The organism is Nocardia sp. NPDC052112 (assembly GCF_040680135.1).
In the GTDB taxonomy this organism is placed as follows: Bacteria; Actinomycetota; Actinomycetes; order Mycobacteriales; family Mycobacteriaceae; genus Nocardia.
On sequence record NZ_JBFAWD010000023.1, the window covers coordinates 15,209 to 37,535 of the forward strand.

The window sequence follows — 22,327 nt, forward strand, 5'->3', positions numbered from 1 at the left end:
GGAAGCTACTTTGCGTCGGCCTTCTTGCCGGCACGCTTGCCGTAGCGAGCCTCGAAGCGGGCCACGCGACCACCGGTGTCGAGGATCTTCTGCTTGCCGGTGTAGAACGGGTGGCACTGCGAGCAGACCTCGACGGTGATGTGTCCCGACTCCTTGGTGCTGCGAGTCTGGAAGGTGTTGCCGCAACCACAGACGACCGTGGTCTCGACATATGCCGGGTGAATTCCTGCCTTCATGGGTGTCCTCTCGATATTGGCCGCCGGGTCGCCCGCGCAGATCGCGAGGACGTGAACCGGAGCCGACTTAGGCGGGAGGCCTGCTCAGCGGAGCAGACGCAACGACCGTTCAGTATGCCAGAACGGCGGTTACGCTCCCAAAACGCCCCCGGCCCCCGGTTTGTTCCCCGCCCTGGGTAGTCCCCGAGTCTCATTGCCAATTGAACTACGGGCACGCGGTGATCGTGTTCTTACGGAACCCTTAATTCGGGTAGTCCGCTACTCATGAATGCGAACAGCCCTGTTCATAGAGTTGGAGCCGTGGTGCACATCGGCGTGCCGAGACAGAAGGGAGAAGCCTATGAACAGCCGCATCGCGCTGGCGGTGTTCGTTTCGTTGATTCTCACTGTCGCGGTCGGCTGGTTTGCCGTTCCGGATCGCCCGGATACCTACACGTACGCGAAACCCACCGCCGCACAGTTCGATCCGGCCGATACCGCGGCGAGCACCGGGAGCCCGGCCAGCACGACTGCGATCATCCTGGCCTTCATGATCGCGGGCGCGGCCGCCATCGGTCTCGCCTTCTTCAGCCCACGGACGCCGAAAGGACGCTCCGTCGGCTCCCAGCTGGAATCAGTCGTGGCGTATGCGCAAAAAGTACGGGGACTCCGCCTGAGCGGAGCCCCCGTTCATTCACTCGTCGAGCGCGCCCGGTGCGGTCTTGCTGACCTGCATCAGGAACTCGAGGTTGTTCTTGGACTTCTTCAGGCGGTCGATCAGCAGATCGATCGCCTGGTGCGAGTCCAGGCCGGACAGTACGCGGCGCAGCTTGTGCAGCACCGCCGCCTCGTCGGGGCTGAGCAGTAGCTCGTCCTTACGAGTGCCGGAGGGGTTGACGTCGACGGCCGGGAATACCCGCCGTTCCGCGATCTTGCGGTCCAGCTTGAGTTCGGCGTTACCGGTGCCCTTGAACTCCTCGAAGATCACCGTGTCACCGGTGGAACCGGTCTCGACCATGGCGGTCGCGATGATGGTGAGCGAGCCACCGTTCTCGATATTGCGCGCCGCACCGAGGAACCGCTTGGGCGGGTACAGCGCGGTCGAATCGACACCACCGGAGAGGATGCGGCCCGAGGCGGGCGAGGAGTTGTTGTACGCGCGGCCCAATCGGGTGATCGAGTCGAGCAGCACCACGACGTCCTTGCCCATTTCCACCAGGCGCTTGGCGCGCTCGATGGCAAGTTCGGCGACCGAGGTGTGGTCTGACGGCGGACGGTCGAAGGTCGAGGCGATGACCTCACCCTTCACCGAACGCTGCATATCGGTGACCTCTTCCGGACGCTCGTCGACCAGCACAACCATGAGGTAGACCTCCGGGTTGTTGATGGCGATGGCGTTCGCGATGTCCTGCATGATCGTCGTCTTACCGGCCTTGGGCGGGGAGACGATCAGGGCGCGCTGGCCCTTACCGATCGGCATGATCAGGTCGATGACGCGCGTGGTCAGCTTGTTCGGCTGAGTCTCCAGGCGCAGGCGCTGGTTCGGGTACAGCGGGGTGAGCTTGGAGAATTCGGGGCGCCGCTTGGCCGCCTCGACCTCACCGCCGTTGACGGTATCCAGACGCACCAGCGGATCGAACTTCTGGCGCTGGTTGCTCTGCTCACCGTCGCGCGGGGCGCGCACCGCACCGGTGATCGCGTCACCACGGCGCAGGCCGTTCTTGCGGACCAGGTTCATCGAGACGTACACGTCGTTCGGTCCGGCCAGATAGCCGGAGGTGCGCACGAAGGCGTAGTTGTCCAGCACATCGAGAATGCCCGCAACGGGCTGCAGGACATCGTCCTCGCGGATCTCGAGCTCGCGGGCCTCACCGCCACCGGTGCCACCGTCGCGGTCGCGACCACGACGACGTTCCCGGAACCGGCGTCCCCGCCGACCGCGACCGCCCTCGTCCTCGTCACCGCCACGGCTGGCCTCGCTGCGGCCACCACCCTCGCCACCGCGGCCGCCATTGGCACTGCCGTTCTGGTTGCGTTCGCGGCGGCGTTCGCCCTGCTCCTGCTCCTGCTTGGGCTCGTCACCACGGCCCTCGGCCGCGGTGGCCTCGCCACCGGCGCGCGTCTGGTCGCGACCGCGACGCTGCCTGCCGCGACCACGCTGACCGCCCTCACGACCGGAATCCTCGGTGGTCTCCGCCGGCGCGGCAGCCTCGGCCTGCGCATCGGACTTCGAGTCGGCCGACTTCTCGGCCGCCTGCGGCGCCACGGGCTCGGCGACGGCATCCTTCGCGACAGCCTGTTTGGCCGGAGCGTCCTTGGCCTGGGCTTCCTTCGCCGGAGCGGGCGCCTCCTTCGCCGGGGCAGCGGCGGGCGCCACGTCGAGGGTGCCCTGCTCGGCCTTGGCCGGCGCCGCCTTGGCGGCGTCCGCATTGGACTTCACCTCGCCACGCGCGGACTTTTCCGCCTTCGCCGACTTTCCGGCCTGATTTTCCTTGATGGCGGCGATCAAATCGCCCTTGCGCATTCCAGAGGTGCCTCGGATACCGAGCTCCCCCGCGAGCGCTCGCAATTGCGGCAACAACATTCCAGTCAGCCCCGATCGTGCGACGTCGGTTTGTTCGCTCATCTTCGAAATCTGTCCGGAGTCACTTTCGCGGTCCCCTGCCGGGTTGGAATCGACCCCAGGTGTCGCGAGCAGGTCCGTATCTGTCACGGAAATCCTTTCCTTCCCTCGACTGCCGTGTGCTGTTTCGAGGGTTTCGTCCCGCAGTCCGGGCATTCTGCCGGACTCGGATGCGAGGGCCGAACACACAGCTCGGACCGGCGCTTTTGCCGTATCACCTGCCCCGCCGGACCGGCGGCTTCGCCACCAGTTCCTGAAAGGTGGGAGAGATCATTCCAGTTGCGCAGCTACGCAGCACCCCCATGGCCTGGAGGCTCGAGCCTGGAGCCTGCTGGAGCGATTGCCCTGATGAAGCACCGGCGTCTGATGCGCACGATGTACGGACGTGCTCAGGATAGCTGGCAACCTGGAACCTCGGCAAGGCAGACGCGCCGTCAGTCGACCTGGACGCCTTTCGCGAGTCCCGGCTCGACCACGCGGAGCCCCTCGATGGCCGCGAGTTCACGGAGTTCAGCGGGGAATTCGCTGGTACCCAAGGCCAGTACAGTCGGTCCGGCACCGGATACCGTGGCCGCGATCCCGGCCGCACGCAGCCGGGCGATCCAGTGGGTGGTCAGTGGCAGAGCGGGCGCGCGCTGGGTCTGGTGCAGACGATCCGCGGTTGCCGGCAGGAGCAGGTCGGGCCGTTGGGTCAGGGCGACGACCGCGAGTGCGGCGCGGCTCACATTGAACGCGGCATCGCCATGCGGCACCACCTCGGGCAGCAGGCCGCGGGTATGCGCGGTCGATGAGCGCTCTTCGGGAATAAGCACCACCGGACGCAATGTCGGATGCGGATCCAGGCGCACCGCACGGTAGACGCGGCCGTGATCGGACGCCACGGCACCGTCGTTGCCCGCGTCCGCGGCCGTTTCGGTCCAGGACACCACGATTCCGCCGAGCACGCTGGCCGCGGCATTGTCCGGATGACCTTCGAATTCCGATGCGAGCTGGACCAATTGGTCACTGCCGATGGCCAATGCCGGATCCAGTTTCGCGGCGAGCCCGCACCCCGCGGCAAGTCCGCCGACCACCGCGGAGGCTGACGAACCGAGACCGCGCGAATGCGGAATCACGTTGCGGCACACCACATCGAGACCGTCGGCCCAGACGCCCGCCGCCTCCAGACCGCGTTCGATCGCGCGCACAACGAGATGCGAAGGGCCCCATGGCACATCGTCGGCACCCTCACCCTCCACTCGGATGGTAAGGCCGGAATCGGTAGTGCGCACCTCGATCTCGTCGTAGATGCCCAAAGCCATACCGAGCGAATCGAATCCGGGGCCGAGATTGGCACTGGACCCCGGCACCCGCGCGGTCACGGACAGACCGGCGGGCAGTGTCCTTGTCATCAGTTGGCTATCGCGCGAAGTCAACTCAGGCCAGCTCGAGTTCGTGGGCGACCGCGATCGGGTCGACCGGAATCGGCTGCACCTGCGGCATTCCCGCGAGCGCGTTATCCGGATCCTTGAGGCCGTTGCCGGTCACCGTGCATACGACGGTCAACCCGGAATCCAGCCAACCCTCCTTGCGCGCGGCGAGCAGGCCCGCGATGCTGGCCGCCGACGCGGGCTCGACGAAAACACCCTCGGTCGCGGCGACCAGTCGGTATGCCTCCAGGATCTCGTCATCGGTGGCGGCGCGGAAGGCGCCACCGGACTGCTCCTTGGCCTCCATCGCGCCGTTCCAGGACGCGGGCGCGCCGATTCGGATGGCGGTGGCGATGGTCTCCGGCTCCTTCACCGGGGCGCCATTGACCAGCGGCGCGGCACCGGCGGCCTGTACACCCAGCATGCGCGGCAGCCCGGTGGTGATGCCGTCGGCGTAGTACTCGCGGTAACCGCGCCAGTAGGCGGTGATATTGCCCGCATTACCCACCGGAAGGGCATGCACATCCGGTGCCTTGCCGAGCACATCGCAGATCTCGAACGAGGCGGTCTTCTGGCCCTCGATGCGAGCCGGATTCACCGAATTCACCAGACCGACGGTCGGGAATTCCGCGGTGACCTTGCGCGCCAGCTCGAGACAGTCGTCGAAATTGCCGTCGACCTGGATGATCTTCGCGCCGAGCATGACGGCCTGGGCCAGCTTGCCCATGGCGATCTTGCCCTGCGGAATCAGCACCGCACAGCTCATCCCGGCCCGGGTCGCATAGGCGGCGGCCGATGCCGAGGTGTTGCCGGTGGACGCGCACAGCACGGCCTGCTGGCCGCGGTACTTCGCGTCGGTGATGGCCATGGTCATCCCGCGGTCCTTGAAGGATCCGGTCGGGTTCAGGCCCTCCACCTTGAGATAGACATCACATCCGGTCAGCTCGGACAGATGCGGTGCGGGCACCAGCGGGGTGCCGCCCTCGTACAGGGTGACCGGCTCCCAGTCGGCGGCGCCGGCCAGCCGATCGCGATAGGCGGCGATCAGGCCGGGCCACCGGGAGTGCACCCCGGCCTGCGGCGCAACGCCAGCCGTACGCCCACCCGCCGCGCGACCGCCACCCCTCATCGAATCGCTGCGCGATGCAGTTGTCATTCGTTGGTGCCTTCCAATCTCAGAACGCTGGTCACGGATGTGACGGATTCCATCTCTGCCAGGGCGGCGACGGTGTCCGCGAGCGCCGACTCCGAAGCGTGGTGGGTGACCACGACCAGGCGCGCACCCTCGCCGTGTCCTTCCTGACGGACCGTGGAGATGCTCACTTCGTGGTTGGCGAATTCGCCCGCCACCTTGGCCAGCACCCCGGGTCGGTCCGCGACCTGCAGGTTCACGTGGTAGCGCGTGGGCGTATCGCCCATCGGCGCGATCGGTAGCTCAGCATAAACCGACTCGCCCGGAGCACGTCCACCGAAGAACTTATTGCGCGCCGCCATCACCAGATCGCCGAGTACCGCCGACGCCGTCGGGGCACCGCCCGCGCCCTGACCGTAGAACATCAGCCGACCGGCGTTCTCCGCCTCGACGACCACCGCGTTGAAGGCGCCGGTAACCGCGGCCAAGGGGTGCTTGCGCGGTATCAGGGCCGGGTAGACGCGCACCGAGACGCGCTCCTTGCCGCCCTCTTCCGGGCTCGGTTCGCCCGGACCGGCGGCGACCCGCTCGCAGATCGCGAGCAACTTGACCGTGCAGTCCAGCGCGGAGGCCGTCTCGAGATCCTCGGCGGTGATCTTCGAAATGCCCTCGCGGTACACGTCGGCCGCGGTCACCCGGGTGTGGAAGGCCAGCGAGGCCAGGATCGCGGCCTTTGCGGCGGCGTCGTAACCCTCGACGTCGGCGGTCGGATCGGCCTCCGCGTAGCCGAGGCGGGTGGCCTCTTTCAGGGTCACCTCGTAATCGGCACCGGTCTCGTCCATCGCGGAGAGGATGAAGTTGGTGGTGCCATTGACGATGCCGACGACCTTGTTCACCCGGTCACCGGACAGGGACTGGATCAGCGGGCGCACCACCGGAATCGCACCCGCGACGGCGGCCTCGAAATACAGATCCGCGCGATTGCGCTCGGCGGCGGCGGCGAGTTCGCCGGTGTAGTCGGCCAGCAGGGCCTTATTGGCGGTCACCACGGATTTGCCCGCGTTGAGCGCGGCCAGAATGAGGCGGCGTGCCGGATCGATGCCGCCGATGACCTCGACCACCAGATCGACATCGTCACGGGCGACCAGCGCATCGGCATCGGTGGTCAGCAGTTCGGCCGGGATACCGCGGTCGGCGTCCGGGTTGCGCACGGCGACACCGCGCAGCACCACCGGCGCACCGACGCGGGCCCGTAGGTCATCGGCGTGGTCGCGCAGAATCCGCACCACCTCGGTGCCGACATTGCCCATCCCGAGGACCGCGACTCCGATCGGACGATCGGTTCCCCACACACCGAACTTCGCAGCGTCAGGCCCACCCGTCGCCCGACCACCGCCTCCGATGGAATCGCTACGCGATACTGCGTTCATTGCACCTCCAGGCTGAGCAGATCTGCCACCGTTTCCCGGCGCAGAATGAGTCGCGGCACACCGTCGCGCACCGCGACGACCGCCGGACGCGTCAACTGGTTGTACCGGCTGGACATCGAGTAGCAGTACGCGCCGGTCGCGGCGACGGCGACCAGATCACCGGGGCCGACATCGGCGGGCATCCAGGTATCGCGGATGACGATATCCCCACTCTCGCAATGCTTTCCGACGACTCGAGCGACCACGGGCGCGGCGTCGGAGGAGCGCGAGACCAGGCGGCAGTCGTAGTCGGCCTGATACAGCGCGGGGCGGATGTTGTCGCTCATGCCGCCGTCGACGCTGACATAGCGCCTGCGCAGTCCGCCGTCGAGCGAGACGTCCTTGATGGTGCCGACCTCGTACAGGGTGACCGTGCCCGGTCCGGCGATGGCGCGGCCGGGTTCGACGGCGATCTTCGGCTCGGGCAGACCCGCGCGGCTCGCCTCGGTGGCGACCAGCTTGCGCAGGCTCGCCGCGAATTCGTCGAGCGGCGGCGGATCGTCATTGGGCAGATACGAAATACCAAGTCCACCACCGAGATCCAGTGTGGCGATCTGCGCGGTGCGCTCGATGCCGAACTTGTCGATGGCCTCGCGCAGCAGGCCGAGCATGCGGCGTGCGGCGATCTCGAACCCATCGATTTCGAAGATCTGCGAACCGATATGACTGTGCAGACCGACGAGCCGGAGATTATCGGCCTCGAAGACGCGAGCGAGCGCCTCCATGGCATCACCGCCCGCGATCGAGAAACCGAACTTCTGATCCTCGTGTGCGGTCGAAATATATTCGTGGGTATGAGCTTCCACGCCGACGGTGACGCGGACGAGCACATCCTGCACCACTCCGGCGCGGCCCGCGACGGCCTCCAGGCGCTCGATCTCGATGAGCGAATCGACCACCACGTGGCCGACGCCGGCCTCGACCGCGGCGGCCAGCTCGGGGACCGATTTGTTGTTGCCGTGCAATGCGATTCGGTTCGCCGGGAAGCCCGCGTGCAATGCGACGGCCAGCTCGCCGCCGGAACAGACGTCGAGGGACAGGCCCTCGTCGCGAATCCAGCGAGCGATCTCAGCGCACAGGAATGCCTTGGAGGCGTAGTGGACTCGCGCATCCGGGCCGAAGGCGGCGACCATATCGCGGCAGCGGGAACGGAAGTCGTCCTCGTCGACCACGAACAGCGGGGTGCCGAACCGCTCGGCGAGTTCGGGTACCGGCGCACCGGCGAGGTGCACAACGCCGTTCGCATCGCGAGAAGCGTTGCGCGGCCAGACATTCGCGGGCAGATCGATCATCTGCTCGGGACTGCTCGGACGCTCCGCGAGGCTGGGTGCGTGTGGGATTTCCGCGTGCCGGGGACCGGCAGGATGGGCGCTCATCACATCCGCTCCGGTGCACTGACGCCGAGCAGGCCGAGGCCGTTGCTCAGCACCTGACGGGTGGCGTTGGCCAGGACCAGCCTGGCGGCATTGGTCGGCGTGACGGGTTCGTCGCCGAGGGGCAGTACGCGCAGGTTCTTATTGGTTTGGAACCGGTGATAAGTACCCGCCAGTTCCTCCAGATACCGTGCGACGCGGTGCGGTTCGCGCAGGCTGGCGGCACTGGCGACGGTGCGCGGGTATTCGCCGAGGGTGCGGATGAGTTCACCCTCTTCATCGGCGGTCAGCAGACCGAAATCCGGTGTCACCGTGTCGTATTCGAACTCGGCCGCATTGCGCGCGATGGACGCGGTCCTGGCGTGCGCGTATTGCACGTAGTAGACCGGGTTTTCGTTGCTCTGGCTGGTCCACAGGTTCAAGTCGATATCGATGCTCGAGTTGACCGAGCTGCGCACCAGCGAGTACCGGGCGGCATCGACACCGATGGCCTCGACCAGGTCGTCGAGGGTCACCACGGTGCCCGCACGCTTGGACATTCGCACGGCCACACCGTCCTTGACGAGATTCACCATCTGGCCGATGAGTACCTCGACGGTGGCCGGATCGTCGCCGAAGGCGGCCGCGGCGGCCTTCAACCGGCCGATATAGCCGTGATGGTCCGCGCCGAGCATGTAAATGCACAGGTCGAAGCCGCGCGAGCGCTTGTTCTGGAAATAGGCGATATCACCGGCGATATAGGCGGCATTGCCATCGCTCTTGAGGACGACGCGGTCCTGATCGTCTCCGTATACGGAGCTGGCGATCCACCACGCCCCATCCTTTTCGTAGAGGTCACCGGAATCCTTCAGCTTGGTGACGGCTTGTTCGACCGCACCGGATTCGAATAGCGAACTCTCGTTGAAGTACACGTCGAAATCGGTGCCGAATTCATGCAACGACTCCTTGATGTGAGCGAACATCAATTCGACGCCCTCGGCGCGGAACAGTTCGAGCTGCTCGCTTTCCGGCACGGTCAGCGCCTCCGGATGTGCGGCAACGATCTTGGCGGCGATCTCGCCGATGTATTCGCCGGCGTAGCCGTTCTCCGGGGTCGGGGCGCCGGTGGCAGCGGCGACCAGGGATTTGGCGAAGCGGTCGATCTGTGCGCCGTGGTCGTTGAAGTAGTACTCGCGGGTCACGTCGGCGCCCTGTGCGGCCAGGATGCGGCCGAGCGCATCACCGACGGAGGCCCAGCGGGTGCCGCCCAGATGTACCGGACCGGTCGGATTGGCCGACACGAATTCCAGATTGATCCGCGTGCCGTTCAGGGTGCCCGAGGTGCCGTAGGCCGCGCCCGCGGTCAATACCTGTTGCAGGATCACGCCCTGCGCGGAGGCGGCGAGTCGGATGTTGAGGAAGCCGGGACCGGCGACCTCGGCAGTGGCGATGCCGTCCGCGTCGGCCAGCGCATCGGCCAGCCAGGTTGCCAGGTCGCGCGGATTCGTTCCGGCCTTCTTACCTACCTGCATGGCCACATTCGTGGCATAGTCGCCATGTTCCGGATTACGGGGGCGCTCCACGTTGACCTCGTCAGGCAGGACCGCAGGGTCCAGTCCACGTTCGACAAGCACCTTCGCCGCGGTCGCGCGAAGGAGATCTGCAAGGTCAGCTGGAGTCACGAGTCTCTATCCTATGGTCTGGGCAGGTGTACGCCTCGAGTGGGCACCTCGGCGGAGCCCTCCGCAACCACCCAGCACCGTGGATCAATACGTGGAAAGAGCAAAGCGAGCTATGCCGAGCAGCACGAGCGCCAAATCGGCCAAGGCCGTCCGGGCCGCAGGGAAGGTCGCACCGTCGCGAAAAAAGGGCGGCGGCAAGGTTCCGATGGGCAAGGGCCCGTTGAAGAAGCGCCAGATCCCCTGGTTGGTCATCGGAGCCGCCGTAGTGATCATCGCATTGATCGGTGCGCTCGCGTTCAGCCTGGTGCCGAAGTATCGGGACAAGGCCGAACTCGAGAAGTACACACCGAGCGCACAGAAGAAGGATCCATCGGAAGAGATCGCCGGGGTGACCAAGAAGGACTATCCGGCGGGCCTGCATGTGGCCGGCACGCAGCGCGTCGCATACGACCAGACGCCGCCGTTCGGTGGTCCGCACGATCAGGTCTGGGCGAATTGCATGGGTGTGGTCTACAGCAAGCCCATCCGGGTGGAGAACGCGGTGCATTCGCTCGAACACGGTGCGGTGTGGATCGCTTACAACCCCGACAAGGTCGACGCGGCGGGCATCGACACGCTGAAGCAGAAGGTCGAAGGTAAGCCGTTCACGTTGATGTCGCCATTCCCCGGTCTGGCGTCGGCGGTGACGCTGCAATCCTGGGGGCACCAGCTGAAGCTGGACAGTGCCGACGACAAGCGGGTCAACCAATTCATCACCGCCCTGCGCGAGAACCCGTACGCCTACCCCGAGGTGGGCGCGAGCTGCTCGAATCCGGCGTTCGACGCGAACAACCCGACGCCGTACGACCCGACGCCACCCGGACCCGACGCGGTGCCGATGGACGGTAAGGGCTTGTCCCAGGACCAGACCGAACTCGGCGGCGCCTCGGGTGGTCTGCCCGGTATGCCGAACATTCCGGGGGTGCCGAATATCCCTGGTGTGCCCAACGGAATTCCGACCCAGCCGACGGAAGGGCAGTAGATGCCGGTGGATACCGAAATCGAACCGGACGTGGCGAGCGATTCCGCGGGGTTGGGTGCGCAGGCGCGGCGGCAGCGCACGCCCTTGCTGGTGCTCGGCGCGATCGGCATTCTGCTGATCGGCTTCGCGGTCGGCGTGTTGGCTCGGCTGCCGCTGGACAGCAATAGCGAGCCCGATCCCGGCGCGGTCGATATCGGATTCAGTCAGGACATGTCGGCACATCACGCGCAGGCGGTCGAAATGGCCGGTATCGCGCTCATCGGCTCCACCGATAACGATGTGCGCCGGTTGGCCTACGACATTCTGACTACCCAGCAGGGGCAGATCGGCCGGTTGCAGGGCTGGCTGCAGATGTGGGGTAAGCCGAACCAGAATGTCGACGGCTACATGGGCTGGATGACCGAGCAGGCCGGCCATTCGCATTCCGGCGCCGACCACACGATGTCCTCCGGCCGATCGGCATCCATGCCGGGCATGGCCACCACCGCGGAGCTGACCGCGCTGCGCCAGGCCACCGGCCCCGCCCTGGACACAATGTTCCTGCAGCTGATGCTGCGCCATCACCAGGGCGGACTCGCGATGATCCAATACGCGGCCCAGCACGCCGAAACCACCGCGGTGCGCACCCTGGCCGCCACCATGGCGACCACCCAGCAGGGCGAAGCCCAACTCATCACCACCATGCTCACCGCTCGCAACGCGACACCACTGCCACAGAACTGATCCATCGTGTCGGGCGGGAGACCCAAACTCCCCGGCCCGACATACTTTTTGGCGGACGCCCAGCAATGCGATACGCTTGGCCCCGCCCGATCGGCCGCCTTGACCGGCACCGTTCGAGATCTATCCCGCCCTCGTAGCTCAGGGGATAGAGCGTCTGCCTCCGGAGCAGAAGGCCGCAGGTTCGAATCCTGCCGAGGGCACCCACGAAGAAGGCCCTGACCAGCGCATGTGGTCAGGGCCTTCCTCATCCGAGGACTTCATCCCGCCTCGGTGTCGCGAGTTGTCACAACCGCACCCGATGTCGTCGCCGCAGCCAACCGAAATCTGCGTCCGGGACGAAGGGTCAAGCTGATGCCACACCCCGCGGATAGTCTGGTTCGCTCAACTGCTGGGCCGTCGTCATGACGTTCAGAGTTGCCGCGTTCTCAGCGGCGATTGCACCTTCGACCCGTTCGACGAGCGTCCGAAAGGCAGTGTTGTTGTCCAGTTGCTCGTACGGACCTGTTCGCGTGTTGAAGTAGACCTTCTCATGGCCGAGCAGTTGCTCGGTCGACCGGTAGTTCTTCCATTGCTCTCGATACTTGAAGACACTTTCGAGCGAAACCGACGCAGCTACGACGAGGCTGACGACCGTCACGACGGCCGATGCCCACGCAAACGGGAGATTGACAAGAGCGGGAACCGTCACGCCGCCACCAACAGATAGGACACGTATCTGCAGATGCCGTGCCTTCATCTTGACGGCCTTCTTGTCATACCAACCTTGATACTGTTCGAGGCGATCGACGATGTATGCCTCCGGTGCCATCAGCGGCGTGGGCGGTTCCGCAGAACCGGGCTGGCTGGAATCGCGACCTTCGGTTAACGGCACGCCGCTCATTATCGACGAACCGTCGTCGATGCGCCCGACGATCCGGCAGGGCCCCTCGCATCAGCGGCACGGTACCGATCACCGCCCTTCCACAGGCGGCAGCACGCCCAGCTGCTGCAAAAACCCGAGCACATCCTTATCGGACCACTTTTCGGCGATCTTTCCGGCCTCGATCCGGTGGATCGTGGTACCGGTCATCGTCAATTCGTGACCGGTTGCCGGAATCCCCGGCAGGTCTGCGATGTGGCGACCGTAGGCGGTGATCCGGGTGACGACCCGGTCGCCCTCGGCGATCTGATCCTCGATCTCGTGCCGCCCCGGGGTGGCATCCCAGAACATACGGAACGCCTGCTTAAGGCCCTCCCGACCCGGACCGATGCCGGGAAAGGGTGGCGGCGAGTGGTCGAGGTAGTCCGCTGCGACGAGTTCGTCCATCGCATCGATGTTTCCGGTGTCTATCTCGCGATAGAACTGGCGGATCAGGGCCTTGTTGGCTTCTTGCGACATGATCAACCCTCCTCCTCGATTGCTCGGCTGGCGGCCGTGACGACGGTGGCGGTTCATCGCAGTGTGCATCGGCCTTTCGCACATGTCGAGCACGGTGGACAGCGGAGCCCAGGTGCGGTGATGCTCATCGGTGTTTCGGTCGCGGGGGCTCGAGTTGCCGTAATCTCACACCCAGATGGGGTGAGCGGGAGGACGGGACGATGACATATCCGCCGGGTGGGCAGCCGCCGTTCGGGGAGCCGCAGTATCCGCAGGGGGCGGGGCAGCCGTACGGGTATCCGCAGCAGGGCGGGGCGGGGTATCCGCAGCAGGGCGGCCAGGGATATCCGCAGCAGGGCGGCCAGGGATATCCGCAGCAGGGCGGCCAGGGATATCCGCAGCAGGGCGGCCAGGGGTATGGGCCGCCGCAGGGGTACCCGCCGCCGGGCGGTCATCAACAGTCGGGGTATCTGCCGCCGAAGAAGCGCCGGACCGGGCTGATCATCGGACTCCTGGTGTTGGTGCTCGTCATCGCGGGTGCGGTCGCCGCGGGCGTGGTGTTGACCGCCCAGGGAAAGACGCCACTCGCTTCGGACGAGAAGAAGATCGAGGTGGCCATCCACGACTTCTACGACACGCTCGGCAAGCAGGGTTTCGCCGCGGCGGCGGCCAAGGCGTGCGCGGCCGACCGTGCCGAGTTCGACACGCTGACCGAGGAGCAGAAGAAGGAATTCGATACCGCCAAGGTCGAGGTCAGTATCGACAAGATCGACAACGTCGTCATCACCGGTGACCGTGCGACCGCCCGGATCACCGGCAAACTCACGCTGACCGTGCCGGGTGAGACCCCGGATACCGATACGGGTACCACCGAACACCTGCGCAAGGAAGACGGGAAGTGGAAGGTCTGCTCGGCGGAGTCGGGTAAGAACTGACGTAATCTCGTTCGAATGAGCTGCTGCGGACCGTCGCGCCGGACCTTCCTCAGCACCATCGGGCTGGCCGCGCTCGCGAGCCTCGCGGTTCCGGTTTCGGCTCGGGCCCAATCGAATCCGCTGTTCGCGACCGATCTCGAGGTCGTTACGGTCACCGATCGATCGGTGGTTCTCACCTGGACGACGGTGGTTGCGGATTCGAGCGGCCGACTGCTGCCGGTCGACACGGATGCCGAAGTGCGGCTCGGTCCGGCCGATTCATCGCTGGCCACCGTCTATGCCGATGACGAGCGCACGCCGTTCCACTATGCGGAGATCGACGGCCTCGAACCGGGCCGCCCCTATCGATTCGAGGCGTGGTCGAACGGCACCCGCGCCACACCAGCCCTCGCACTGACCACCCGATCCCCCGGAAGTCCGGAATCCACCTGCGAATTCACCACCCTGACACCGCCGCCGGGCCGCCCACTACGCACGCTCGCACTCGCCAATGACGTGCACTACGGCGAGCAGGTCAGCGGCCTCATCGTCGACAACCTGCCGCCGGGTTTCCGGCAGGAGCCCGACGTGGCGCCCTACCCGGAGGTAATGCTGACCGCGGTGCTCGATGATCTGCGCCGCCCCGACCGCGCCGCCGATATCCTGCTCATCGCGGGCGATCTCACCGCCGAGGCGAAACCGGAGGAATCGCGTTCGGTTCGTCGGCATCTGGACTCCTGGGGCGCACAGGGCCGCGACTACCTCGCCGTGCGCGGCAACCACGACCGCCCGCACGTCGGCTCGGAATATCAGGGCTGCATTCCGGCGCCCGCGGATCACTACGATTGCTGGGCCGAGGAATTCGGTTCGCGTCAACAGCTGATCGAGCACGAGTTGGGTGGCCTGCGGCTGCTCGGCCTGGACACCAGCCGACTCGACGGTTCGGGAGGCAGCATCGAACGCCCGCAATTCGACCGGCTCGGCGAGCTGCTGCGCGCGGATCCGGATCGCCCGACGGTGGTCTTCGGACATCACCCGGTGACCGTCGAATCCGGTCTGACCAATATCGCCGGACCGGGTTTTGTCCTCGATCGCACCGACAGCATCGAACTCCAGACGCTCTACGAACGCGCCCCCGGCGTATTCCTGCAGCATAGTGGCCATACCCACCGCAACCGCCGCACTCGTCCCGATACCGGCTGTGCGGTGGAATTCCTGGAAGTGGCGGCGGTCAAGGAGTATCCGGGCGGCTACAGCCTGCTGCGCCTCTACGAGGGCGGGTACATGATCAACTTCTACAAGACCCGCACCGCGGCCGCCCGCCGCTGGAGTGCGACCACCCGAGGCGAATACTTCGGCCTGCTGCCGGATTACACGCTCGGCACCTTCGCCGACCGCAATCACGTTGTGCTGCGGGACTTCTCGGGGTTGTCCTGACCGGCGAGCAGACCCGGGCCAGCCGCAGCCGTACCGATACCATCACCGCAGCTTGGACGCGGTATCTTGCTTAGGTAAGCCTCATCATATGAAGTGAACCCTTGCACGCGTCGGAAGGACTCGAACATGTCGATCAGATGGAAAGCGATTTCCGCAGCGCTGACAGTCGCTGTCGCGGCGGTCGGCGTGACGGCCTGTTCGAATTCCTCGGACGACGAGAACGAGATCACCGTCTACAACGCCCAGCACGAATCCCTGACCAAGGAATGGGTGGACGCGTTCACCAAGGAGACCGGCATCAAGGTCACGTTGCGCCAGGGCGGTGACACCGCACTGGGCAACCAGCTGGTCGCCGAGGGCGCGGCCTCCCCCGCCGATGTCTTCCTGACCGAGAACTCCCCCGCGATGGCGCTGGTGGAGAATGCCGGACTGTTCGCCGATGTCGATAAGAAGACGCTGGAACAGGTGCCAGCGCAGTTCCGCCCGTCGACCGGGAAGTGGACCGGAATCGCCGCCCGCTCAACGGTTTTCGTTTACAACAAGGATAAGATCGCGGCCGATCAGCTGCCCGCGTCGCTGCTCGACCTGGCGCAGCCGCAGTGGAAGGGCCGCTGGGGCGCCGGCGTTTCCGGTGCCGATTTCCAGGCCATCGTGGCGGCGCTGCTCGCGCTCAAGGGTGAGGACGCCACCAAGGCGTGGCTCGAGGGCATGAAGAACAACGCCACCGCATTCCCGAACAATGTCGCCACCATGAAGGCGGTCGACTCCGGTCAGCCCGACGGCGGCGTGATCTACCACTACTACTGGTACCGCGATCAGGCCAATACCAAGGAGAGCAGCAGCCACACCGCGCTGCACTACTTCAAGAACCAGGATCCGGGCGCGTTCGTCTCGGTTTCCGGTGGTGGCGTGCTGAAGTCGAGCAAGAAGCAGGAGTCGGCGCAGCGGTTCCTGGCGTTCATCACCGCCAAGACCGGACAGGAGATTCTGCGCGACGGCACCTCGTTGGAATACCCGGTCGCCAGTGATGTCGCGGCCAATCCGGCGCTGCCGTCGCTGGCCTCGCTGCAGGCCCCGGCCGTGGATCCGAGCAAGCTCGACGCCAAGAAGGTGACGGCGCTCATGACCGAGGCGGGTCTGCTCTAGTCATGGCCGTCCGGACCGCTGTCGCCGCACCCCGGGTCGGAAGACCGGGACCACTAGTCACGACGGTCGCGCTGCTGTTGGTGGCGGCGACATTCGTGCCGCTCGGCTACATCGTGTCCACCATCTACTCCACCGGCCTGCACGAGGCGGCGGAACTGGTGTTCCGTCCGAGAGTCGGTGATCTGCTGCGCAATACGGCCGGGCTGGTCATCGTCACGGTCCCGATCTGCGTGGTGCTCGGGGTCGGGCTGGCCTGGGTGGTGGAGCGGACGAGTGTGCCGGGTGCGGCATGGTGGGGGCCGGTTTTCGCGGCCCCACTCGCCGTGCCCGCGTTCGTGAACAGCTACGGCTGGGTCAGTGTCTTCCCGACCATGCACGGGCTGTGGGCGGGTGTGGTGATCTCCACCATGTCGTACTTCCCGCTGGTGTATCTGCCCGCGGCGGCCACCCTGCGCCGTCTCGATCCAGCCGTGGAGGAATCGGCGCGTGCGCTGGGTTCCGGGCCGGTCGCGGTATTCACCCGAATCGTTTTGCCGCAGTTGCGGTTGGCGATTCTCGGCGGCGGACTGCTCATCTCGCTGCATCTGCTGGCCGAATACGGCGCGTTCGTCATGATCCGATTCGATACGTTCACGACCGCGATCTTCGAGCAGTATCAATCCAGCTTCGCCGGGCCGGCGGGCAGCATGTTGGCCGGTGTGCTGGTGCTGTGCTGTCTGGTGCTGCTCGCGGCCGAGGCGGGGGCGCGCGGTAAGGCGCGTTACGCCAGGATCGGCAGCGGTGCACCGCGGGCCGCTGCCCGGGTTGCGTTGGGGTCCAGCACGATTCCGGTTCTGCTCACGTTGAGCGCGGTGGTCGCCGGTTCGATCGGGGTACCGCTGTGGACCATCGTGCGCTGGCTGCGCATCGGCGGTGCGCGGGTCTGGGACGTCACCGAGATCGGCACGGCGCTCGGGCAGACCATCGCGCTCGCGGCGATGGCCGCGCTGCTCACCACGCTGTGCGCGTTTCCGGTGGCCTGGATCGCGGTGCGCTCCACCTCGGCCTTCGCCCGAATCGTGGAGGGCGCCAACTACATTACGAGTTCACTGCCCGGCATTGTCATCGCGCTGGCCATGGTGACGGTCACCATCCGGTGGGCGCCGCCGCTCTATCAGACGGTGACCATGGTCGTGGCCGCCTACGTGTTGCTGTTCCTGCCGCGGGCACTGGTCAGCGTGCGGGCCGGATTGGCGCAGGTGCCGGTCGGACTGGAGGAAGTGTCGCGCTCGCTCGGCCAGTCGGGACCGGTCACCTTCCTGCGCGTCACGCTCCGGTTGACCGCGCCCGCCGCGGCCGCCGCCGCCGCGCTGGTATTCGTCGCGGTCGCGACCGAACTGACCGCGACATTGCTGTTGGCGCCCAGCGGAACTCGCACGCTGGCGATGCGATTCTGGTCGCTGTCGGGCGAATTGGACTATGCCGCCGCCGCACCCTATGCGCTCATCATGATCGTCGCGGCGGTGCCGGTGACGTATCTACTGTTCACCCAATCCAGGAAGGCGGCCGGGTTATGAGTCGGCTTGTCGTTGCGGACGTTTCGAAGACATTCGGCCAGCACCGAGTCCTCGGCGGGATCAGTCTCGAAGTGCCGAACGGTAGTTCGACGGCAGTTGTCGGCTCGTCCGGCTGCGGTAAGACCACGCTGCTGCGGGTGATCGCCGGATTCGAGGCACCGGATACGGGTTCGGTCGCGATCGGCACGGAAACCGTTACCCGCGAACGGTTTTCGGTACCGCCACAGCGACGCAATGTCGGTTACGTCGCGCAGGACGGTGCACTGTTTCCGCATCTGACCGTCGGCCAGAATATCGCCTACGGCCTGCGCAGCGGGTTCTGCGGGCTGCGCCGCGGCCGGAATCGGGTGAACGAACTGCTGGAAATGGTCTCGCTCGATCCGTCCTACGCGGACCGACGCCCACATCAGCTCTCCGGCGGCCAGCAACAACGCGTCGCACTCGCGCGTGCGCTTGCCCGCAAACCGCGGTTGATGCTGCTGGACGAGCCGTTCAGCGCACTCGATGCCGGATTGCGGGCCACTACCAGGCAGGCCGTGGCCGATACGCTGCGCGCGGCGGGGATGACGAGCATCCTGGTCACCCACGACCAAGAGGAGGCGCTCTGCTTCGCCGAACAGGTCGCCGTCATGCGCGAGGGGGTATTCACCCAGGTCGGCACGCCGGAAGAGGTCTACGCCGCGCCCACCGATCTGTTCACCGCCAAATTCCTCGGTGATTGTGTACTGCTCGACGCAGTGATCGACGGCGATGTGGCCAAATGCGCGCTGGGCCGGATTCCGGTGCAGAAGTCGGCGCCGACGGGACCGGCGACCATCATGATTCGTCCGGAACAGCTTGTGGCGCAGGCGGTTACGGATAGTGAACCGAAGAGCGGAATCGTGCGCGATGTGGAGTTCCGCGGGGCCGATGTGATGCTGACGATCGCACTGGACGGCGATGTCGATCCGGTGCGGGTGCGCCGTGCCAGCGTTGCGGCGCCGACCGCGGGCCAGCGTGTCCGCCTGGAGGTGCTCGGCAACGCCGTTGCCTTCGAAGCGGCCTGAACCACGGACACCCGGCCCGGCGGTGGCGTGTCACCGGGCCGGGCACCCGTGGTGGCGCACCGGTTATCGGAGCGAGCGGCGGGAATTGAACCCGCGTAAACGGCTTTGCAGACCGTTGCCTAAACCACTCAGCCACGCCCGCCTCGCCATGAATATTGCCGTCGCCATATCGAATTGCCCACGGTTGCGCTCAGTGTGATCCGAACCGATGGCACCGCGAACCTCGCCCACCGGTGCCGAACGCGACATTTGCGACGCTCACCGAATGGGAGAAGGTCCGGAGCGACGGCCGAACATGGAATGATCAAAGTCATGTCGCGGCCACGTCCACTTCCGCTTGATCCGATCGAGGAGGCCCATCGCCAATGGGTCGGCCACGGCTGGGGCGATGTCGCCGACGGAATGGCGGCGGTGACCTCATTGGTACGCGCCCAGCAAATCGTGATGGCTCGGGTGGACGAGGCCCTGAAACCAACTGGTCTGACATTCTCTCGATATGAACTCCTCATGCTGCTTGCTTTCAGCAAGACGGGTGCACTGCCCATGGCGAAGGCCAGTGCGCGACTTCAGGTGCACCCAACCAGCGTGACGAATACCGTCGATCGACTCGAGGCCGCGAAGCTCGTCGAGCGGGTGCCGCACCCCAGCGATCGACGCGCCACCCTGATCGAAATAACCTCCGCCGGAAGGGAATTGGTTGCCGAGGCGACCGAGGAACTCAACGCGAAGGTCTTCGCGATTCCCGGTCTTCCGCCGGATCGGCTACATACTCTGCTGCAGCTGCTCGCGGAATTCCGCCATGCCGCAGGCGACTTCGACACCGGCGACGAACCGGCCCGATGGTTGGCGCACGAGCAATAGCAAAACACCCGAACCGGTCGGTCTTTACACGATCCGGACGACTGCCCGGTAACGGTCTGGCATCCAACTAGCGAATTACCCGCCCCGTCGTCTTGGCAGCGAACCCGAAAGGGTCCACCATGGAGTCCATGGTGCTGGTCCTGGGGGTGTCGGCGGGCGCTGGTGGTGCTCGCGCGATGCTGACGCATTCCGATCAGCCCCATCTCCCTCCGATCGATCGATGCCAGGTGCCGCGTCGGGCGGGTGGTGGGGTCGAAGAACCGGTCTTCGAGGCGATCCGGCAGATGCGCGCGGCCGCCGACCGGCGCGACGAGCTGATCACCGGAACCGCCGTGACCTGCCGCTGCCCGCTGCACGCCGACGCGATCCGCACCACCGCGGGCCGCACCCGACTCACCATCGTCGACGAACCCTTGGCCCAGCTGCGCTACCTGCGCTTCACCGGCCGCCTACCCACCACCGGCACGGTAATCCTGTACGACCTCGGCAGTTCCGGCCTGACCATCACCCACGCCGACTGCCGCACCGACACCATCCTGTCCAGCAAACGCAGCACCGTACTCGGCGGCGACGGCTACGACGCACTGCTGCGCTGGCAATTGGGCCGCGGCGGGGTACTCACCGACAAACTGTCCAGCCGCAGGCACCGCGAAGAACTCAGCAGCGCCAGGGTAATCACCGCCATGGATACCAGTTCCGGCGAGCGTGCCGTGATCACCCGCAGCGATCTCGCCGAACTGTGCGCCGCGGGCATCCACCATTCCGCTTCATTCGTTCGCCAACTGATCGAGGAAACCGGCGTCCAACCGGAAGCCCTGATTTTGCTCGGCGGTTGCACCCGCAACCCGGATATCCGCGCCGAATTATCCGAAATGATCGAACTCCCGGTGATCTACGACGAGGAGCCCGAATACGTTTCGGCCCGCGGTGCGGTATTGCTCGCCGCCGAACGTCCCAACGGTGATGTGCGCATGGCTCGCTTGCGCAGCGGAGCACTGACCGGCTCATTGGTGCCGACCACCACCGGTCGACGCAAACTCATTGCCGCCGTTGCGGTTACGATCGCATTGGGCGCGACCATCGCCGGACTGCTCGCCATGAACCACAGCGCCGCCCAGCCACCTGGTGGCGTCAACACGCCGACTCCGATCGAAGTCGCGGGAATCCCGGCCAAGTCCTTCAACTGAACCGTATATCGTCGGCCTTACGACGAGGCAGGCGTAGGGAGTTATCGGTGGCGTTCGTTTCCTGGCATATGTTCAAAACCTGTGCCGCAGTTCTGAAATCGCGACCCGCATTGGCGTTGTTCCCGGTGCTGGCAGGTTGTGCATGCCTTGCGGTCGCGTTGTCGGTCGTTGTGCCCCTGGCGACAATGGATGCGTCGGTCACCTCGTTCAACGCCGCCTATTTCATCTGTACCATTGCATTTCTCGTGCTGGTTGGCGCCGTAGCAATTCTCTAAAGGCCCGACGATGCCCGTCGAGGAGTCGGCAAGGGGTCCGAATACACCTTTGCCCGACCGAGATTCACTCGGCCGGGCACGGTGCTTGCAGGCGTCAGTGGTTGGTGAACTTCGCCGGACGCTTTTCGACGAAGGCGCTCATACCTTCCTTCTGATCATCGATCGCGAACAGCGAGTGGAACACTCGGCGTTCGAAGCGCAGCCCCTCGGCGAGGGTCGTTTCGAAGGACCGGTTCACCGCTTCCTTGGCGATCATGGTGACCGGCAGTGACATCGAGGCGATGGTTTCGGCGACCTCGAGCGCGGTGTCGAGCAGTTCGGCGGCGGGCACGATACGAGACACGAGACCGGCGCGCTCGGCCTCCTCGGCATCCATATTGCGGCCGGTGAGGACCAGATCCATGGCCTTGGCCTTGCCGATGGCGCGGGTCAGGCGCTGCGAGCCGCCGATGCCGGGAATGACGCCGAGCTTGATTTCCGGCTGACCGAATTTCGCATTGTCGGCAGCGAGCAGAATGTCGCAGATCATGGCCAGCTCACAGCCACCGCCCAGGGCGTAACCGGCGACGGCGGCGATGGTGGGCTTGCGGAACTGCGCCAGCCGGTCCCAGCGGGCGAAGTAGTCGTTCATGAACATATCCATGTACGACTTGGGCTGCATCTCCTTGATATCGGCACCGGCCGCGAAGGCCCGCTCCGAACCGGTGATGACGATGGCACCGACCGCGTCATCGTGCTCGAGTTCGTCGAGCGCGGCGATGACATCGTCGAGGACCTGAGCGTTCAGCGCATTCAGCGCCTTCGGGCGGTTCAGCGTGATCCAGCCGACCCGTCCCTTGCGCTCCAGCAGAATCGTCTCGAAGTCGGGCCCACCCGTCACCTGGCCACCACCCCCCATGGAATCGCTTCGCGATGCGGTCAT

The 22,327-nt window shown here is 65.8% G+C and carries 21 protein-coding genes and 2 tRNA genes; 11 read left to right on the plus strand and 12 right to left on the minus strand.

Annotated elements, in window-relative coordinates; translation table 11 throughout:
• Positions 1-5: 5 nt before the first annotated feature.
• The 8 genes from rpmE to argS form a co-directional block, all read right to left on the minus strand.
• Positions 6-236 carry a 50S ribosomal protein L31 gene (rpmE, locus tag AB0L58_RS33480; RefSeq protein WP_062982643.1) on the minus strand — a complete coding sequence of 77 codons (231 nt, stop codon included), beginning with the start codon at positions 234-236 and terminating at the stop codon, positions 6-8.
• 429 nt (positions 237-665) lie between these two features.
• The gene (locus AB0L58_RS33485) at positions 666-788 is read right to left on the minus strand and encodes a hypothetical protein (RefSeq protein ID WP_364393248.1); all 123 of its coding nucleotides are present in this window, start codon (positions 786-788) and stop codon (positions 666-668) included.
• A 121-nt stretch (positions 789-909) separates the two neighbouring features.
• A complete protein-coding gene (gene rho / locus AB0L58_RS33490; protein ID WP_364393250.1) occupies positions 910-2,841 on the minus strand; it encodes a transcription termination factor Rho in 1,932 nt (643 codons plus the stop codon).
• A 431-nt stretch (positions 2,842-3,272) separates the two neighbouring features.
• Complete coding sequence (gene thrB, locus AB0L58_RS33495) at positions 3,273-4,229, minus strand: homoserine kinase (protein ID WP_364393252.1); 957 nt, start codon at positions 4,227-4,229, stop codon at positions 3,273-3,275.
• A gap of 25 nt (positions 4,230-4,254) precedes the next feature.
• A complete protein-coding gene (gene thrC / locus AB0L58_RS33500; protein WP_364393473.1) occupies positions 4,255-5,376 on the minus strand; it encodes a threonine synthase in 1,122 nt (373 codons plus the stop codon).
• A 23-nt stretch (positions 5,377-5,399) separates the two neighbouring features.
• Positions 5,400-6,809, minus strand: coding sequence for a homoserine dehydrogenase (locus tag AB0L58_RS33505; RefSeq protein ID WP_364393254.1), 1,410 nt, complete (start codon positions 6,807-6,809; stop codon positions 5,400-5,402).
• Positions 6,806-8,224, minus strand: coding sequence for a diaminopimelate decarboxylase (gene lysA / locus AB0L58_RS33510; protein ID WP_364393256.1), 1,419 nt, complete (start codon positions 8,222-8,224; stop codon positions 6,806-6,808). Before lysA ends, AB0L58_RS33505 begins: the two co-directional genes overlap by 4 nt.
• Complete coding sequence (gene argS / locus AB0L58_RS33515; RefSeq protein WP_364393259.1) at positions 8,224-9,882, minus strand: arginine--tRNA ligase; 1,659 nt, start codon at positions 9,880-9,882, stop codon at positions 8,224-8,226. The genes lysA and argS overlap by 1 nt, the downstream gene beginning before the upstream one ends.
• A gap of 112 nt (positions 9,883-9,994) precedes the next feature.
• Here argS and AB0L58_RS33520 point away from each other — a divergent pair, with 112 nt between their 5' ends.
• The 3 genes from AB0L58_RS33520 (at position 9,995) to AB0L58_RS33530 (ending at position 11,826) form a co-directional block, all read left to right on the plus strand.
• A complete protein-coding gene (locus AB0L58_RS33520) occupies positions 9,995-10,903 on the plus strand; it encodes a DUF3105 domain-containing protein (RefSeq protein ID WP_364393261.1) in 909 nt (302 codons plus the stop codon).
• Positions 10,904-11,626 carry a DUF305 domain-containing protein gene (locus AB0L58_RS33525; protein WP_364393264.1) on the plus strand — a complete coding sequence of 241 codons (723 nt, stop codon included), beginning with the start codon at positions 10,904-10,906 and terminating at the stop codon, positions 11,624-11,626. It abuts the gene before it with no gap.
• Between the two features lie 127 nt (positions 11,627-11,753).
• A tRNA-Arg gene (locus tag AB0L58_RS33530) sits at positions 11,754-11,826 on the plus strand.
• 143 nt (positions 11,827-11,969) lie between these two features.
• Here the strand turns inward: AB0L58_RS33530 and AB0L58_RS33535 are convergent.
• Together AB0L58_RS33535 and AB0L58_RS33540 are read right to left on the minus strand one after the other, a co-directional pair.
• Positions 11,970-12,506, minus strand: a complete 537-nt coding sequence (locus AB0L58_RS33535) for a DUF4231 domain-containing protein (protein ID WP_364393267.1) — start codon at positions 12,504-12,506, stop codon at positions 11,970-11,972.
• A gap of 69 nt (positions 12,507-12,575) precedes the next feature.
• Entirely contained in the window at positions 12,576-13,004 is a 429-nt protein-coding gene (locus tag AB0L58_RS33540) for an ester cyclase (RefSeq protein ID WP_364393269.1), read from the minus strand.
• 200 nt (positions 13,005-13,204) lie between these two features.
• Between AB0L58_RS33540 and AB0L58_RS33545 the strand changes: the two genes are divergently transcribed.
• From AB0L58_RS33545 to AB0L58_RS33565, 5 genes are all read left to right on the plus strand, one after another.
• On the plus strand, positions 13,205-13,918 hold the full coding sequence (locus tag AB0L58_RS33545; protein WP_364393271.1) for a hypothetical protein: 714 nt from the start codon (positions 13,205-13,207) through the stop codon (positions 13,916-13,918).
• A 15-nt stretch (positions 13,919-13,933) separates the two neighbouring features.
• The gene (locus AB0L58_RS33550; RefSeq protein WP_364393273.1) at positions 13,934-15,334 is read left to right on the plus strand and encodes a metallophosphoesterase; all 1,401 of its coding nucleotides are present in this window, start codon (positions 13,934-13,936) and stop codon (positions 15,332-15,334) included.
• Positions 15,335-15,460: 126 nt separating this feature from the next.
• Positions 15,461-16,480: an iron ABC transporter substrate-binding protein gene (locus tag AB0L58_RS33555; RefSeq protein WP_364393275.1), complete on the plus strand. Its 1,020-nt coding sequence runs from the start codon at positions 15,461-15,463 to the stop codon at positions 16,478-16,480.
• Positions 16,481-16,482: 2 nt separating this feature from the next.
• On the plus strand, positions 16,483-18,036 hold the full coding sequence (locus tag AB0L58_RS33560) for an iron ABC transporter permease (protein WP_364393277.1): 1,554 nt from the start codon (positions 16,483-16,485) through the stop codon (positions 18,034-18,036).
• Positions 18,033-19,082 (plus strand): ABC transporter ATP-binding protein, encoded by a 1,050-nt coding sequence (locus AB0L58_RS33565; protein WP_364393279.1) that lies wholly within the window; start codon positions 18,033-18,035, stop codon positions 19,080-19,082. The genes AB0L58_RS33560 and AB0L58_RS33565 overlap by 4 nt, the downstream gene beginning before the upstream one ends.
• A 70-nt stretch (positions 19,083-19,152) precedes the next feature.
• Here AB0L58_RS33565 and AB0L58_RS33570 read toward each other — a convergent pair.
• Positions 19,153-19,224 (minus strand) — tRNA-Cys (locus AB0L58_RS33570).
• Positions 19,225-19,394: 170 nt separating this feature from the next.
• On the opposite strand from AB0L58_RS33570, the gene AB0L58_RS33575 reads away from it, so the two are divergent.
• The 3 genes from AB0L58_RS33575 (at position 19,395) to AB0L58_RS33585 (ending at position 21,405) form a co-directional block, all read left to right on the plus strand.
• Entirely contained in the window at positions 19,395-19,943 is a 549-nt protein-coding gene (locus tag AB0L58_RS33575) for a MarR family transcriptional regulator (protein ID WP_364393282.1), read from the plus strand.
• 128 nt (positions 19,944-20,071) lie between these two features.
• Entirely contained in the window at positions 20,072-21,130 is a 1,059-nt protein-coding gene (locus AB0L58_RS33580; protein WP_364393284.1) for an Hsp70 family protein, read from the plus strand.
• 47 nt (positions 21,131-21,177) lie between these two features.
• Positions 21,178-21,405: a hypothetical protein gene (locus AB0L58_RS33585; protein WP_364393286.1), complete on the plus strand. Its 228-nt coding sequence runs from the start codon at positions 21,178-21,180 to the stop codon at positions 21,403-21,405.
• A 94-nt stretch (positions 21,406-21,499) separates the two neighbouring features.
• Here AB0L58_RS33585 and AB0L58_RS33590 read toward each other — a convergent pair whose 3' ends face one another.
• On the minus strand, positions 21,500-22,327 hold the full coding sequence (locus tag AB0L58_RS33590) for an enoyl-CoA hydratase (RefSeq protein ID WP_364393288.1): 828 nt from the start codon (positions 22,325-22,327) through the stop codon (positions 21,500-21,502).

Bases quoted from the DNA above. Each gene is read 5' to 3' on its own strand.
- rpmE (WP_062982643.1), bottom strand. From the start codon at position 236: ATGAAGGCAGGAATTCACCCGGCATATGTCGAGACCACGGTCGTCTGT.
- AB0L58_RS33485 (WP_364393248.1), bottom strand. From the start codon at position 788: ATGGCGGCCGCGCCCGCGATCATGAAGGCCAGGATGATCGCAGTCGTG.
- AB0L58_RS33565 (WP_364393279.1), top strand. From the start codon at position 18,033: ATGAGTCGGCTTGTCGTTGCGGACGTTTCGAAGACATTCGGCCAGCAC.
- thrC (WP_364393473.1), bottom strand. From the start codon at position 5,376: ATGAGGGGTGGCGGTCGCGCGGCGGGTGGGCGTACGGCTGGCGTTGCG.
- AB0L58_RS33550 (WP_364393273.1), top strand. From the start codon at position 13,934: ATGAGCTGCTGCGGACCGTCGCGCCGGACCTTCCTCAGCACCATCGGG.
- AB0L58_RS33560 (WP_364393277.1), top strand. From the start codon at position 16,483: ATGGCCGTCCGGACCGCTGTCGCCGCACCCCGGGTCGGAAGACCGGGA.
- AB0L58_RS33525 (WP_364393264.1), top strand. From the start codon at position 10,904: ATGCCGGTGGATACCGAAATCGAACCGGACGTGGCGAGCGATTCCGCG.
- thrB (WP_364393252.1), bottom strand. From the start codon at position 4,229: ATGACAAGGACACTGCCCGCCGGTCTGTCCGTGACCGCGCGGGTGCCG.
- lysA (WP_364393256.1), bottom strand. From the start codon at position 8,224: ATGAGCGCCCATCCTGCCGGTCCCCGGCACGCGGAAATCCCACACGCA.
- AB0L58_RS33545 (WP_364393271.1), top strand. From the start codon at position 13,205: ATGACATATCCGCCGGGTGGGCAGCCGCCGTTCGGGGAGCCGCAGTAT.
- AB0L58_RS33580 (WP_364393284.1), top strand. From the start codon at position 20,072: ATGGTGCTGGTCCTGGGGGTGTCGGCGGGCGCTGGTGGTGCTCGCGCG.
- AB0L58_RS33555 (WP_364393275.1), top strand. From the start codon at position 15,461: ATGTCGATCAGATGGAAAGCGATTTCCGCAGCGCTGACAGTCGCTGTC.
- AB0L58_RS33505 (WP_364393254.1), bottom strand. From the start codon at position 6,809: ATGAACGCAGTATCGCGTAGCGATTCCATCGGAGGCGGTGGTCGGGCG.
- AB0L58_RS33540 (WP_364393269.1), bottom strand. From the start codon at position 13,004: ATGTCGCAAGAAGCCAACAAGGCCCTGATCCGCCAGTTCTATCGCGAG.
- rho (WP_364393250.1), bottom strand. From the start codon at position 2,841: ATGAGCGAACAAACCGACGTCGCACGATCGGGGCTGACTGGAATGTTG.
- AB0L58_RS33575 (WP_364393282.1), top strand. From the start codon at position 19,395: ATGTCGCGGCCACGTCCACTTCCGCTTGATCCGATCGAGGAGGCCCAT.
- AB0L58_RS33535 (WP_364393267.1), bottom strand. From the start codon at position 12,506: ATGAGCGGCGTGCCGTTAACCGAAGGTCGCGATTCCAGCCAGCCCGGT.
- AB0L58_RS33590 (WP_364393288.1), bottom strand. From the start codon at position 22,327: ATGACCGCATCGCGAAGCGATTCCATGGGGGGTGGTGGCCAGGTGACG.
- AB0L58_RS33520 (WP_364393261.1), top strand. From the start codon at position 9,995: ATGCCGAGCAGCACGAGCGCCAAATCGGCCAAGGCCGTCCGGGCCGCA.